The sequence below is a fragment of the Streptomyces sp. NPDC055103 genome, from assembly GCF_053607625.1.
The window spans coordinates 1-14,037 of the sequence record NZ_JBSGTX010000033.1 but is presented as its reverse complement, the minus strand read 5'-3'; the positions used below and the strand labels follow the sequence as shown (position 1 = coordinate 14,037).

11 protein-coding genes are annotated in these 14,037 nt (G+C 71.4%); 1 reads left to right on the top strand and 10 read right to left on the bottom strand.

Annotation, left to right across the window (positions count from 1 at the left end; genetic code table 11):
• Positions 1-77: 77 nt before the first annotated feature.
• A complete protein-coding gene (locus tag ACWFR1_RS21330; RefSeq protein WP_453553402.1) occupies positions 78-1,244 on the bottom strand; it encodes a cytochrome P450 in 1,167 nt (388 codons plus the stop codon).
• A gap of 139 nt (positions 1,245-1,383) precedes the next feature.
• Positions 1,384-1,932 carry an FHA domain-containing protein gene (locus tag ACWFR1_RS21325; RefSeq protein ID WP_453553400.1) on the bottom strand — a complete coding sequence of 183 codons (549 nt, stop codon included), beginning with the start codon at positions 1,930-1,932 and terminating at the stop codon, positions 1,384-1,386.
• A gap of 207 nt (positions 1,933-2,139) precedes the next feature.
• Between ACWFR1_RS21325 and treZ the strand changes: the two genes are divergently transcribed.
• Positions 2,140-3,891: a malto-oligosyltrehalose trehalohydrolase gene (gene treZ / locus ACWFR1_RS21320; RefSeq protein WP_453553524.1), complete on the top strand. Its 1,752-nt coding sequence runs from the start codon at positions 2,140-2,142 to the stop codon at positions 3,889-3,891.
• A gap of 83 nt (positions 3,892-3,974) precedes the next feature.
• On the opposite strand, the gene ACWFR1_RS21315 is transcribed toward treZ, so the two are convergent.
• The 8 genes from ACWFR1_RS21315 to ACWFR1_RS21280 all read right to left on the bottom strand — a co-directional run bounded on the left by ACWFR1_RS21315 (position 3,975) and on the right by ACWFR1_RS21280 (position 12,933).
• On the bottom strand, positions 3,975-5,123 hold the full coding sequence (locus ACWFR1_RS21315; protein WP_453553398.1) for an aminopeptidase P family protein: 1,149 nt from the start codon (positions 5,121-5,123) through the stop codon (positions 3,975-3,977).
• Between the two features lie 104 nt (positions 5,124-5,227).
• Positions 5,228-6,187, bottom strand: a complete 960-nt coding sequence (locus ACWFR1_RS21310; RefSeq protein WP_453553396.1) for a hypothetical protein — start codon at positions 6,185-6,187, stop codon at positions 5,228-5,230.
• A 57-nt stretch (positions 6,188-6,244) separates the two neighbouring features.
• Complete coding sequence (locus ACWFR1_RS21305; RefSeq protein WP_453553394.1) at positions 6,245-7,177, bottom strand: LysR family transcriptional regulator; 933 nt, start codon at positions 7,175-7,177, stop codon at positions 6,245-6,247.
• A 9-nt stretch (positions 7,178-7,186) separates the two neighbouring features.
• Complete coding sequence (locus tag ACWFR1_RS21300; RefSeq protein ID WP_453553392.1) at positions 7,187-7,750, bottom strand: tetratricopeptide repeat protein; 564 nt, start codon at positions 7,748-7,750, stop codon at positions 7,187-7,189.
• 89 nt (positions 7,751-7,839) lie between these two features.
• Positions 7,840-9,081 carry a hypothetical protein gene (locus ACWFR1_RS21295; protein ID WP_453553390.1) on the bottom strand — a complete coding sequence of 414 codons (1,242 nt, stop codon included), beginning with the start codon at positions 9,079-9,081 and terminating at the stop codon, positions 7,840-7,842.
• Positions 9,078-10,124: an ATP-binding protein gene (locus ACWFR1_RS21290; RefSeq protein WP_453553388.1), complete on the bottom strand. Its 1,047-nt coding sequence runs from the start codon at positions 10,122-10,124 to the stop codon at positions 9,078-9,080. The genes ACWFR1_RS21295 and ACWFR1_RS21290 overlap by 4 nt, the downstream gene beginning before the upstream one ends.
• The gene (locus ACWFR1_RS21285; protein ID WP_453553386.1) at positions 10,115-12,223 is read right to left on the bottom strand and encodes an integrase; all 2,109 of its coding nucleotides are present in this window, start codon (positions 12,221-12,223) and stop codon (positions 10,115-10,117) included. The genes ACWFR1_RS21290 and ACWFR1_RS21285 overlap by 10 nt, the downstream gene beginning before the upstream one ends.
• Positions 12,220-12,933, bottom strand: coding sequence for a TnsA-like heteromeric transposase endonuclease subunit (locus tag ACWFR1_RS21280; RefSeq protein ID WP_453553384.1), 714 nt, complete (start codon positions 12,931-12,933; stop codon positions 12,220-12,222). Before ACWFR1_RS21280 ends, ACWFR1_RS21285 begins: the two co-directional genes overlap by 4 nt.
• Positions 12,934-14,037: the final 1,104 nt, after the last annotated feature.

Below are 14,037 nucleotides of genomic sequence, written 5' to 3'. Positions count from 1 at the left end.
AGTGGCACGATAGAGGGCTCTTTGACGAGCGCACGTCACCCTAGCAGCGCCGGGCGGCCCCCTCGCCCAGGCCCGGATCAGCCGCCCGGGCGGACGATCAGGCTGCGCGGGGCCCGGGTGATGAGGCCGGCGGCCGCGGGGCGGAAGCCGTCGGCGAGGCGCAGCCGGGGCATCGCGGTGAAGAGCGCGCGCAGGGCGTACTCGGCCTCCAGGCCGGCGAGCAGGACGGCGGGGCAGAAACCGCTGCCGTACGTGAGCTGGCCCGGGTCGTCGCGGAACGGGTCGAAGCGGTCGGGCTCGCGGAAACGCTCCGGGTCCCGGCCGGCGGAGCCGACGAGCAGGGCGACGGACGCACCCGCCGGGATGATGCCGCCGCTGACCCGGACCTCGGAGCGGGTGCGGCGCACGGCGATCTGCACGGGCGGGTCGCGGCGCAGCGACTCCGCCCAGGCGCGGGCGACGAGCGCGGTCGGGGCGTCACGGAGGGCGGCGACCTGGCCGGGGTCGGCGAGGACGTTGCCGAGGAAGGAGGCGAGGGCCTTCTCCCGTACGGCGATCTGGCCGCCGCACTCCCCGGCGAGCGCCCCGGCCGCCCGGCCGCGCACGAGCCGCATCATGTCGCGGTAGGGCACGCCGACGGCGGCGGCGACGGTCCCCGCGGGCAGCCAGTGGCAGAAGTCGGCGACGAGGTCGGCCTGCGGGCGTTCGGCGATGCGGCGGGCGAGGACGTACGCCGTGCGCTCGGTGACGCTCCTCAACTCGGCCATGTCGGCATCGACATGGGCCCGGGCGCAGGGTGGGTCGCCCGGCCGGTGGCCGTGGGTGAAGCGGGTGTCGGTGAGGGCGGCGGCGACGTCCGCGTACCGGCTGAGGACCCAGGCGCGCAGCAGCGGGTCGTAGGTGAGCGGGAACTCCTCGCGGAGCGTCCGGTGGATCGCGTGCGGGTCGCGGGTGGCACCGGGGTCGAGGGGGCTCGGCGCGACGGTCCGTCCGGTGGGCGCGTAGGGACCGGCGGGTCCGTGGGATCCGGCTGGACCGGCGAGCTCTGCGGGTTCCTCGGCGGTCGGGTCGGCGACGGTCCGCACCAGGCCCGCGGAGCCTCCCCGCAGGGAACTCGCGCCCGGGGTCACGGTCGGAATCGCGGCGGACACCGTGCCCGGGGCCATGGACGGCAGTCTCGTCCAGGGGTCGCCGGACTCCTCCGGCCGGTCGTTCCGTATGCCGCTGTTCGGCTCGTCGCTCATCGCGCCCCCTGTCGATCGGCGGTGGGTGCCGCGGCCGGAGATCGTGGCGCGCGTGCTCCCACCCCAGCACCGGGCGGCCCGCACGGCGCGTCACGTACCGCCGAACGGGTGAACGGGGTGAGTGGGGCGAAGGGGCGGTTCAGCCGTGGGAGAGCCGGAACGCCATCTGGCCGAAGCCGACCACGTCCCCGGGCCTCACGACCACCGCGCCGGTGACCCGGCGGCCGTTGACGGTCGTCCCGTTCGTCGAACCGAGGTCGCGCAGGACCCACATCCCGCTCTGGAGCGAGAGCTCGGCGTGCAGCCGGGACGCGGTCTCGTGACTGAGCCGCAGACCGTTGACCGGGTCGCGGCCGATCCGCAGCGGATGCGGGCCGGGCAGCGGGAGCAGCAGCTTCGGCAGGCGCTCCGCGCGCCAGGCACGTCCGAGCCGCACCGTGAACGCCGACATCCGCTCGACCGCGCCGACGACCCGCCGGGTCCAGTTGCCATCGGTCCGCAGGTCGGCGACGAGCAGGTCGAGCTCGTCCGGCCGGCGGGCCTGGAGGGCGCGCTCCATCCGGTAGACGAAGGTGTCGTGCGAGAGGCGTCCCTGGGCGGCGCCCTCACGGAGCAGCCCCAGCGCGCGGTCCCGCTCGGCGTCGGTCAGCCGAGGGGAGTTCGCGGGAAGCTCGAAAGGGGTCGTCACACCCGTGATTGTCGGCCCGGTGGGCCCGAAGTGTCCAGAAGGGCCCCGGGCAGGGCGACGGCGGCGGCCTTCGCCGCACGCGCCACGTCAATTCCGGGCGCGCGATCACCTCTGTGTGGGACGCGCCGGGCGCGTCGGGGTCCTGACTGCCAGGATGGACGCGGTAGTCAGTCGTTGAGTGGTGGAACCGTCGACGAGGGGATGCGCGTGCTCTTCGAGGTGTGGGCGCCGAGCGCCCGGGACCGGGTCACGCTGGAGCTGAACGGCACCGGCCACGCCCTGGAAAGGGACGCCGAGCGGGCCGGCTGGTGGACGGGGGTCGTCGCCGCCGAGGACGGCGACCGGTACGGCTTCGCCCTCGACGGCGGGCCCGTCCTGCCGGACCCGCGCTCGCGCCGGCTGCCCGAGGGGCCCGACGGGCCGAGCGCGGTCGTCGACCACTCCTCGTACGTCTGGCGGCACGAGTCCCCTCGGCTGCGGCTGCGCAGCGCGGTCCTGTACGAGCTGCACGTCGGCACCTTCACCCCCGAGGGGACGCTCGACGCGGCGACCGCCCGCCTCGGGGAGCTCGCGGGCCTCGGCATCACCCATGTGGAGCTGATGCCGCTGTGTCCGTTCCCCGGCGTGCGCGGGTGGGGGTACGACGGGGTGGCGCCGTGGGCGGTCCACGAGCCCTATGGCGGTCCTGAGGCGCTGAAGCGGTTCGTGGACGCGGCACACGGGCTCGGCATGGGCGTGGTCCTGGACGTGGTGCACAACCACCTGGGCCCGTCCGGCAACCACCTCCCGTCCTTCGGCCCGTACTTCACGGACACGCACCACACGCCGTGGGGCGCGGCGGTGAACCTGGACGCACCGGGTTCGGACGAGGTCAGGGCGTACTTCCTGGGGAGCGCGCTCGCGTGGCTGCGGGACTACCGGATCGACGGGCTGCGGCTCGACGCGGTCCACGCGCTCGCCGACACCCGCGCGCTGACCTTCCTCGAAGAACTCTCGGCCGCCGTCGACGAGTTGGCGAAGGAGCAGGCCCGTCAGCATTTCCTGATCGCCGAGTCCGACCTCGCCGACCCGCGCACGACGACCCCGCGCACGCTCGGCGGTCTCGGCGTCCACGCCCAGTGGAACGACGACTTCCACCACTCCCTGCACACCGCCCTGACCGGCGAATCCCAGGGCTACTACGGCGACTTCGCACGGGCGCCGATGTCGGCGCTCGCCAAGACGCTCACGCACGTCTTCTTCCACGACGGCACGTACTCGACCTTCCGGGGTCACCACCACGGCCGCCAGGTGGACCGGGAGCGCACTCCCGCCCACCGCTTCCTGGGGTACGCCCAGACGCACGACCAGATCGGCAACCGCGCTCTGGGCGACCGCCTTTCGGCCTCCCTCTCCCCCGGCCTGCTCGCCTGCGCGGCAACGCTCGTCCTGACCGGCCCCTCCGTGCCGATGCTGTTCATGGGCGAGGAGTGGGGGGCGACGACGCCCTGGCAGTACTTCACCGACCACACCGATCCGGAGCTCGCGGAGGCCGTACGGCGGGGCAGGCGGCGGGAGTTCGCCGAGCACGGCTGGTCGGAGAACGAGGTCCCCGACCCGCAGGACCCGGCCACCCGCGACCGCTCGGTCCTCGACCGCACCGAGCGGGAGCGGGATCCCCACAAGCGGCTCCTCGCCTGGCACCGCCAGCTCATCGCCCTCCGCCGCACCCTGCCGGACCTGACGGACCCGGACCTGGCGGGCGTGAAGGTCGCCTTCGACGAGGAGTCCCGCTGGCTGGTCTTCCGCCGGGGCGACCTGAGGGTCGCGGTCAACATGGGCAAGGAGCCGGCGGTGATCCCCCTCGGTTCGAACGGCCGCGACCGGGTCCTCGCGGCCTGGGACCCGATCGAGGCGCCGGGCGCGGACGGGGTGCTGACCCTCCCGGGCGAGTCGGCGGTCGTCCTGACGGACGGCTGACCCAGGGCCTGTCCGGCGGATCATGGCCGGGGTAGCGGCGCCCTGATCCGCCGGACCCCCTGAGCCCGGGAGGGAGCCGGGGCCTACTCGACGATCGCCATCTCGTGCGGCGTGTTGTTGAAGCGGTGACCCCCGCCGTCCTCCGTCGCCGTCACGATGTCCTCGATGCGGACGCCGAAGCGGCCCGGGAGGTAGACGCCCGGTTCGATCGAGAAGCACATGCCGGGGACGATCGGAAGCTCCTCGCCCTCGATCATGTACGGGGGTTCGTGCGTCGTGACGCCGATGCCGTGGCCCGTGCGGTGGATGAAGTACTCGCCGTAGCCGGCGTCCGTGATGACCTTGCGGGCCGCGCGGTCGACCTCCTGGCAGGCCGCGCCGGGGCGGACCGCCTCGAAGCCGGCCTGCTGGGCCTCGCGGACGAGGTCGTGGACGCGCCGCTCCTCGTCGGTCGGTTCGCCGACGTGGACGGTGCGGGTGGTGTCGGAGCCGTAGCCGTGCTTGAGGCCGCCGAAGTCGAGGACGACCATGTCGCCGCGCTCGATGGTCCGGTCGCCCGCCTCGTGGTGCGGGTTGGCGCCGTTGGGTCCGGAGCCGACGACCGTGAAGTCGACCTGGGAGTGCCCGAAGCGCATGAGGAGCGCGGCGAGGTCGGCGGCGACGTCGGTCTCCTTGCGGCCGGCGAAGCGGACCTTGAGGATCTCGCCGTACGCCTGGTCGGCGGCGGCCCCGGCTGCCGCGATCCGCGCGAGCTCGTGCGCGTCCTTGACGCCGCGGAGCATGGGCAGGGCCTCGGTGAGGGAGACGTACGAGGTGCCGGGCAGGGCCCTCTGGAGGCCGAGCAGGTGCATGGCCCAGGCGTTGTCGCTGATGCCGAACCTGCCGTCGACGTCCAGGAGCGGTGCGGTGACCGCGTACGGGTCCTTGCCGTCCGTCCAGTCGCGCAGGGTGAGCGCCGCCGCTCCCGTCGCCTTCTCGGCGTCGGGCGCCTCCAGGGTCGGGACGACGAGGACCGGCTCCTGGCCGACGGCGAGGACGAGGACGGTGAGCCGTTCGGTGATCGCGGTCGGCTGGTAGCCGGTGAGGTAGACGAGGTCGGGCCCGGGGGCGACGAGCACGCCCGCGAGCCCGGCGTCCGCCGCGGAGTCGGCCGCGCGGGTCATCCGGGCCCGGTAGTCGTCCGCGGTGAAGGGCACGACCTCTTCGGCGGCTGCGACGGGAGTGCTCGGCATGGGGGCTCCTTCTCGGCGGCGGCGGCGCGGCGGGCTCGTCGGCGGACACGGCGGCACCGTCGACGTACAGCATCCTGCCCGTGGCCGGGCCCCGACGCGACCGCTCAGCGGCGGTCAGGGCCCTGCGCGATGAGCCGCTCGAGGAGGTCCTGGAAGTCGTCGCCGACGACGATCCGCAGGTCTCCGTGCTCCTCGTCGTGCTCGCTGAGCTGGGTGAGCGTCCCGCCGCGCCACCAGAAGACGTACGGGCTGATGGCGCCCGGCGTGTCCTCGTACCCGGAGGCGGCGAAGGAGGCCATCGCGCCGAGCGCCGGGATGATCGAGGTGTCCCGGATGGGGTGGAAGGCGAGCTGGTGGCGGAAGGGCAGGGCGACGAGCGCGCCGTGCTCGCCCAGCGGAAGGCCGGTGACGCGCTGGGCGACGCCGTCGAGGTCGAGGACGCGGCTGGCGGTGTAGAAGGAGTCGCCGAGGATGATCTCGAAGCACATGCCGTCGGCGTCCCGGACGGTCTCGTGCTCCTCCACGGGCAGCCCGCGCAGATTGCGCAGCGCCCGGTCGCGGAGCTGGGCGTGGTCGCCGAGCCGGTCGAGCGCCTCGTCGGTGAGCATCATGACGCTCTCCGGCAGGTCGAGGGCGAGGACCTCGTACAGTCCGGGGGCGACGTTCCTGGCGTAGCCGAAGGCGCCGGCGTCGATGCCGTCGCCGCTGACGACCCGGGGGTAGAGCTGGGCCCTGATCTGCTCGGGCGGGAGGGTCTCCAGGGCGGAGGGTCCCTCCATCGCCTTGACGACCAGGTCCACATGGCGGTGGATCAGCTCGGGCCAGACGCGCGTGCCGCGGCGGTCCTGGTGGCAGACGGCGGCGAGGTTGCCGAGGCCGAAGCGGCGCGCCTTGTCGTCGACGACGTGGTCCGCGTAGACGGACACCTCAAGGCCGAGTTCGGCGAAGGTGGCGCGGACCCGGCCGCGGAAGAGCGCGGCCTCCCGCTGCGAGAAGTACCCGAACTCGGGGTCCCTCGGTGCGTCCTCGCCGTCCCGCTTCGGTCCTCGCCGCAGCCAGCCCACGTCTGCCCGCCTTCCGTCGCCCCGTCGCCGTTGCGCACAGGGTAGCGAGTGCGGATGTCAGCTCTTGAGCCGTCTCGCGAACTCGGCCACCGGCCCGCCCGGTTCCCCGGATCCCCCGGATGCGCCGGACCGGTCTCCGGATCCGTCACCGGCCCGGTCCCCGCCGAGCCCCGGGAGGAGGAGTTCGGTGCGGTGGACGAGCCGGGGCGCGACCAGTGGGACGGCGGTGGCGCCCGGGACGCCGGCCGCCACGGGGAGCGGCAGGAGCGCGAGGCCGTGTCCGGCGGCGGCGAGAGCGGCGAGGGTACGGGTGTCGGTGCCCTCGTACCGCAGGGCCGTGCGGAAGCCCCGCCCGGCGGGTCCGGCGTGGACGGCCCGCAGCTGGTCGAGGGGGACGCCTGCGGCGGGTGCGTCGAGCCAGCGGGCGTCCACGAGGTCGTCGAGCCGCAGGCCGGCGCGCCCGGCGAGGGGATGCCCCGCGGGCAGGACGACGGCGAGCGGCTCCTCGGCGACGCCGGTCGCGGCGAGCGGGGCGACGTCGGGCAGCCGCAGCGGGTCGCTGGGGGCGGCGATGCCGTCGACGAGCCCGGCGTCGGCCGCGCCGGTGGCGACGGCCTCGGGCACGCGCTCACGGGGCAGGCCGTGGAGCGTGACCCCGGTGGCGGGAAGGGCGGCGAGGGTACGGGGGTGCAGGGCGAGCGAGGAGGCGGCGACGTTCAGGGTCGCGCGGGGCGCGGCGGCGAATTGGCCGAGGTCGGCGCGGGCCGCGTCGAGGCGGAGGAGCAGCGCCCCGGCGTGTTCGAGGAGCCGCTGCCCGGCGGGGGTGGCCGCGACGGGCCGCCGGGTGAGGAGGGACAGCCCGAGGTCGGCCTCCAGGGCGGCGATGTGCTGGGAGACGGCGGACTGGGTGTAGCCCAGCTCGCGCGCGGCCTCGGAGAAGGACGCGAGCCGGGCGACCGTCACGTACGTACGGAGGAGGTGCGGGTCCATGAGGGCGGCTCAGGAACCGTCGGGGGCGGTGAGGAGAGCGCGGGCGTAGTGGGCGAGCGAGCGGTTGTAGCGGGGCAGCAGGGGCGCGAGGGCGCCGAGGGCGAGGGAGGCGGCCTCACGGTCACGGCCGGTGTCGGCGAGGGCGAGGGCGAGGAAGGCGTCGACGGCGGCGGAGAGGGCCGTCTCGTCGGTGTCGAGCCGGTCGGCGGGGATGGCGCGCTCGGCGGTGAGGAGTTCGACGCTGCGGTCGGGCCGGCCGAGGTTGCGGAGGCTGCTGGCGAGCTGGATGACGGCCCGGCGGCGGCGCAGCCCGGTGAGGCCGCGGTCGAGGGCGCGCTCGTAGAGGCGGACGGCCTCCACGGGCAGGCCCGTGGAGTCGTGGGCGGCGCCCAGCTCGAAGAGGGCCTCGGCGTCGTCCTCGGGCCGCTCGTCGGCGAGGACGGCGACGGCGGCGCGGAAGGCGGCGGGCTCGTGGTCGTCGAGGCGCGCCCAGAGGGTGGCGACGCGGAGCTCCCAGTGTCCCGTCCCATTTAATCTTGCCTCCGGGTGAGCCTGTGACCTGCGGTGATGCAACGACAGGCGAGACGGGTCCTCGACGGAATCTCAGCTGACGTTGCCTCCCGGCAGCGCTTCCGCCGGATTGTCTCACTTAACGTTGCCGGTCAGTCGTCCTCAACAGCCTGGCGCTGGCGGAAGGCGGCTTGTCGGCATCGATGCGAGCAATAGCGCGCGTCACTGCGTCGGTCGTCGCCGGGTGTCCATGTGACGCCGCAAACTGGACACTCTTTGTGTGAGCGGAATGGGCTGCTGAGCGCGAGTTCTTGCCTCTTCTGCCGATATCGGCGCGCTTTGCAGGCCGGCGAGCAGAACCGCGCCCGGGGATGACCGCCCTCCAGCGATTTGCCGCAGCCCGCGCATCGGCTCCGGTCGTCTTCGGGGTCGGGGGCAAGTCGGGCGTTGAGTCGTCGAGTGAGATCACCCAGCGTCTCCGCGATATGGGGCCTGGGTTCGTTGGGCATCGGGAAAGGATGATTGGGGAGAGTGCGGTAGTAGCGCTCTTCCTCGATCCAGCGGACAAGCGGGTCGGCGGCTCCGGAGACTTCGAAACGGTAGCCGGGGGCGGCTCGTTCGCGGACTTCGCTGATGAACTGGCGGATGTCCCTGTCGCAGCCAGTGAAGGGAAGGTTCCGGAGCTTGGGCGAGGCCAGGAGACCGGTGAGGGCGACGATCTCGGGATAACCGCTGGCGATGAGCCGTGGATCCTCGCGATAGGTGCCCCCTCCAGGCGGAATGAGGAGCCGCAGTCTGCGATCACGTACTTGGTGAAACCTGCGGCTGTCCCACCAACGCCAGCACCATTGGGACGCTTGGCGCATGGCGACCTCCGTGGCCTGCCAGCCGTGTTCGCGGAACAGGCGACAGTGATCGCGCTGGGCCTGGATGATCTCGGGCAGCGGGCGGACCTCGAACTGGGTGTGGTAGGTGTCGGTCCAGCGGCCGTGGCGGATGCAGAGGCGGGTGCTTCGGGGGACCCAGCACCGGACTTGGGTGAAGACCCCCTTGGCGGCCAGGCAGAGCGTGCAGGCCGCTTGAACCCGCCAGCCTTCATCGAGCGGTTGACAGGCTGCGGGAAGGTGCCGGGCGAGGTCGGGAGTCCGCAGGTCAGGTAGGGCCTTGAGCAGCCGGTCGTGCGGGTGGCCGGACAGGTGGCTGATGGCGTTCAGCAGCGGCAGCGGAGCGGGGTGGATCCGGTGTTTGTTGTTGATGTGTTCGTGGAGTTCGAGGTGGGAGACGCGGTTCGCCGTCGCGAGCCGACTGACGTAGGAGTCCCAGGTCTCGTGATGCAGTGGGGTGACGGTATGCGGGAGCCGCCGCAGCCGGGGCGCCGGCAGGCGGCTGATCATGCCGCGTCTCCGACCTCGCCGCTCTCGTCGTCAACGGCGCGTGGGCTGTCGGACTGGGTGCTGTGATCAACCGGGATGGACTGAAGCAGGGGGCGGGTGATGCGTTCACTGCCGTCGGCGATCGCGCTGATGGCGGCCGCGCGAACGAGGTGGGAGAGACTGCTGATGCTGCCGCCGGTGCGGGTGTGGAGATACTTCGACTGCCGGACCAGGCTGTCCCGCTCGTGGTGGTGCAGCCGCAGCGAGTTCTCCATCAGCGCGATCATCGAGCGCCATTCGGCCTTGTAGGGGAAGTTCCCGGTGTACTTCATCACGCAGCGGGCCGCAATCTGCTTGCCGCGGACCCCGGTGAACAGGCCCTCGCGCTCGACGTTGATGCCAGCGTAGACGAACGTGGCGGGGATGTGCTCGGCGAAGTACTTCAGGTGGTCGGACATGTCCTTGCCGGTGGATGTGCCCATCTGGATGTTGTGGATCTCGTCGACCAGGACCAGGTCGCAGCGGGCGTCGGTGAGGATTTCACATACCGCGTCCGCGATGTCCATCTCGTTGTGACGGGCCTTCAGCGGCAGCCCCAAGAAGTGCGCGAGGCGAGTGGCGAGTTTGCGTGGGGAGCCATTGGGCGGGGCGGAGATGTAGATAACCGGGATGCGGTCGTGATCGGGGAAGCGCTGGCGTACTCGCAGTTCGTGGGCCCGCCCGAGCTGCTTGATGGCGGTGGACTTGCCCGTGGCCCAGGGGCCGGAGACGATCAGCCCTCGGCGGGCACTGATCTCCCGCCGGTTGACCAAGGTCAGCAGCCGGCCCTGGTGGAGGACATCGCGAACGGTTGGGGTCTCCACGATGATCAGCTCGGAGTGGTAGTTGACCCGCCCCTCGTCGTACTCGTCCCGGGCCCCGGGATCGAGGTCCTTCCAGTCATCCTCGGGCAGCAGATCGAAGGCGATCGGGTCCTCGTCGACGAACCGACGCCAGCCCTCCAGCGTGGTCGTGGGCATCCGCCGATCCTCGGGCTGCCCGAACTCGGGTGCGTTCACCACCATTTCCGGGCCTCCTTGCGTGCGTCGAAGACTTTCAGCGGGATGATCTCGGCCACCGTGTCGTCGTCCCCGGCGTCCTCGTCGGCCCCGGCCGGGGCCGGGGGTTCGGACTGCGAAGGCAGCGGGGGCTCGGGCCGTGGCCATGCGGGCTGGCTGGTGGCCGTGGTGCGGGCGGCAACCTTGGGGCCGCTGCGCCGACTGCGACGGCCTCGGACCGGCTTGGCCGGGGCTGCCGCCTTCTCCTCAGGGCCGCTGGTCGCCCGGTCAAGCAGGTCGCCGACCGCCTCCGCGATAGCGTCCTCGGTGACCCGGTCGCCCTGCTCGCGCAGGTCACGGGCGGCGTGGTTCCAGGCCAGCTCGCCGAACGGGGTGACGGTGGTCGACAGCAGCCGCCAGGGGACAGTGATCCACCGCCTGGTGCGGTGATTGCGGAGCCAGACGAGCCGGATGTCGTAGGGGTCGTGGCGGACCTCCCAGCGGTTCTTCCGCTCGGTGATCCCGGACTTCTCCCGCCGCAGATCGTTGAGATCGTCGCAGTCGTAGATCCGGTGATTGATCTTGATGCCGTAGGAGTTGATGGCCTGCCAGCGGGTCGGCAGCAGTTCCAGATAGTCCTCCGCCGTCAGCGCGAGCGGCAGGAAGCCGGCCGTCTCCACCAACGACGCGTACTTCTCGTTCGGAGAGAAGGTCCGTCCCGGGGCGAGAGGATCACGTAGTGAGTCGTGGGGCCTGTTCTGCCACTTAGCGCTGATCCATTGCTCCAGCAGTTCCTGGAGCTGATGCAGGGAGAACAACGGCTCGTCCTCGACCTTCCGGCCTCGGTATTCCGTCGAACGTCCCGTGTAGCCGGGAAGAAACTGAGCAAACAGTGAGGCTGCCGAGCCCAGTGTCCTTTCGATGTGGGGCTTGTGAGTCGGCGTGCGGGGCGGAGCATGGATCACCTCGGTGCCGAACGCGTTGCAAGCGGCATGGAAGTTCTTCGACAAGAAAGCCTTGCCGCCGTCGACCACGACTGTCTCCGGGATGATCAGCGGGACCGCGGCCGCGTGCCGCAGCCTCTCGTCCACCGTCAGCAGGCGCTCGTAGGGCAGCACCGAGTGCTCCATCCGCAGAGCCTGCGGCCAGCCCGGCCGCATCGGAGCCGGGGTCACCGACCGAGCCAGCAGCAAAGCGGCGTCCACCGACTTCGTGGTCGGCCGCAGCACCGCCGCCGTGATGGACCGCGTCGCGACATCGACCATGCCGACCAGCTCGACGCGGTCCACGACACCGTTCTCCAGCCTCACCAGCACATCGAACGGCGTGGAGTCGATCTCCATCAGCTCGCCCGGACGGCAGACGGTGACCTGATCGAAGACACCGTCGGGCCGGTTGGCCAGCGAACGGCGGGTGCGAGCTGAACCGGTCGTGTGCCGGCCGGCCTCCAGCCGGTTGAACAGACGGTAGAAGGTCGCCCGCGAGGGCATCTCGACCGGCGGCCCCTCCAACTTCTTCACCGCCAGGCCGACGCGTTCGAAGTAGTAACTGACGGTGCGGGTCGAGCCGTCGACGGCCTGGTCCATGAGTCGTCGCAGGACTTCCACGACCTGCGGGTCGACCTGGCCCAGGACCGGTCGGCGCGGTGCCAGGCGGCCGTCGACCATGCCCCTCACTCCGCGTTTTTGATAGCGGCGTCGGCGCCAGCGGATGGTGTGCGGACTGACCGGACGGCCGGTCTCACGTGACAGCTCGGCGGCCTTGGCCGCCTCGCGCTCGGCCAAGTTCCGCGACGCCGGGTCGTACTCGGGCCGAGGCATCGCTCCCGCCGAGGCGTCCGGCGGCAGACCGGTGAGCACTTCGCTCATGTGCCGGTGCCACCACAGAGCCCGTTCGGCTTCGCCGGGCGGCAGCCCGTCCAGCAGACCGAGAGCAAGCCGACGGGCCCCGCCCGAGCCGATCACCTCGAAGCCCGGAGAGGTCATCAGCGTCGGCAGATGCATCGCGCTGGACTGCCCGTGTTCATCGGCGAGCCGCACCAGAACGCCGGAGAGACCGACGACGGTGTGGACCTTGCCGTCGAACCTCACTCGGTCACCGGGCCTGACCACCAGCGGATTCTTCACCGGACCTTCACCGCCTGTCGGACCATGCTCTGCGCCCCCAGCGGACCCAATTCCAAATCGACTTCCAGCACCCGGCTCCAGAGCAGATGATAGAGAACCGGCAGCACCGCCAGCCGGTCACCGACCCTCTCGGCCCCGGCAAACAGAGTCTCCGGCTGGGCGAAGACCGCCGTCAGCTCCGAGGCGACGGATTCCCGGTGGTTGCGCGGGTGCCGGTAGCCCGCCAACCATTTCACGTTCGCCAGCAGCACCGGATCGATCGATCCCACCCGACGGAATGCCCATCCAGCGAGTTCGCACGCCCGCGCGGTCGCCGCGAACGCCTCCACATCGTCCGGCTCGATCCGGTCGTCCGGACGGACGTCCACCACCAGGCCGCCGCCGTCATCGAGCCGGGCGAAGAAGTCCGGGACGTGCCCGCGGCGACCCCGCCGCCCGGGCCAGAACAGCCGGAACGGCTGGCCGGCCAGACCTGTGACCTCCGGATCGAAGTCCATCAGCATCGCGTGGTGCCGTTCCAGGTGGGACTCGCAGGACAGCTGCCCGGCAGTCGTAGCCGCCCAGTAGTCACGGGTCACGGACCGCTGCCCTTGGTAGGACTTGACCGTGCGCACCGGCGCCAGCCGCTCGAATTTCAGCGTCCAGCAAGCCGCCAAGGGCTCGCGGCGGCGTACGCAGTCCTCATCGACGTACCCCACCTCGAACGCCACCTGCCCGAGCCTCCCGACATCCACCGCACACCCCCGGATCGATCACACAGAGCCGATCCGAGCAAAGCCACCAGCAGGCATCAACCGCCAGCAGTACGGGCTCAAACCGCCCGAGAGAGGGAATACCGCGCGAGAAGGGCGAAGGTCAGAAGCATCTTGGCTTCGTAGGTCTGCAGGATGGGGCTGCCTGAGGCTCAGGACCTGGTGGGCGAAGGCGCGCATCAGCCAGGCGGCGTGAAGACTGCTCTGCATAATGGCTCCGCGGGGAAGCGTCCGCGAAGCATCAGGGCGGCCGCGCCGGCGAGCCGGACCCAGTTCTGCAGCGTCTCCAGGTTGACCCTCGGATAAGCAGCGACCGACCCGATCGTCACTCCCGGCCGTGACCCGTACGGCGCGCCCGCGTCGCCTTGATTTCCGGCGGGTAGCGCTTCATGACCACAAGATGTCCGTTCTCAGGCCCTCAAGATCTACGTCTCAAGCGTCCAAGATTCAGAGACTATAGCCCAATATCTCATAGTTCACACCCTTGTTCCACCGTTCGGCTGGCAGACCCGAGGTAGACCCGGTCCAACTTCGCCGCCAAAAGCTCTTGAGTTGATGGACTAATGAATGGGAGCTTGCGAATCCTTGAACACCGCCGCAAGCTCCATCTCGCTCATGGGGCAAGGGGGCGATCCGCGCTGGGGGGCGCGGCATCCACGTCACCCGTTTCAACCCCACGGCGACACAGATCTGACTGTCCACCCCGTTCCGGGCGCCCTCCAACGACGAGGGGCGCGGCCGAGTCGACGGGGCAGGTACAAGGTGGGGTGGGAAACATGTCGTCTCCGATGACACGCCGGCGAAGCCGGAGCACGGTTCGGACTCGCGCCTTTGGCGTTCCGTCGAGTGGAGGCCCGAACGGGTCTCCACTGTCCCCGCACACTCAGGGCAGGACCATGGCCCGCTGACCCGAAGGCACGCAGGGCAGGCTCGGCCTGACGCCGGAACCAGCGCCATTGCGCGGCGCGTACCTACGGCCGCAGCACCGTCGCGGATCTCGTGGGTGGCGATCAGCACGCGTTCCGCCCGGCGCGTCTGACAGCGGGCCACGGGTGCTCCGCA

What these genes read in the sequence shown, in the direction of transcription:
- ACWFR1_RS21330 (WP_453553402.1), bottom strand. Translation starts at nt 1,244, where the DNA reads ATGAGCGACGAGCCGAACAGCGGCATACGGAACGACCGGCCGGAGGAG.
- ACWFR1_RS21315 (WP_453553398.1), bottom strand. Translation starts at nt 5,123, where the DNA reads ATGCCGAGCACTCCCGTCGCAGCCGCCGAAGAGGTCGTGCCCTTCACC.
- ACWFR1_RS21305 (WP_453553394.1), bottom strand. Translation starts at nt 7,177, where the DNA reads ATGGACCCGCACCTCCTCCGTACGTACGTGACGGTCGCCCGGCTCGCG.
- ACWFR1_RS21295 (WP_453553390.1), bottom strand. Translation starts at nt 9,081, where the DNA reads ATGATCAGCCGCCTGCCGGCGCCCCGGCTGCGGCGGCTCCCGCATACC.
- ACWFR1_RS21290 (WP_453553388.1), bottom strand. Translation starts at nt 10,124, where the DNA reads ATGGTGGTGAACGCACCCGAGTTCGGGCAGCCCGAGGATCGGCGGATG.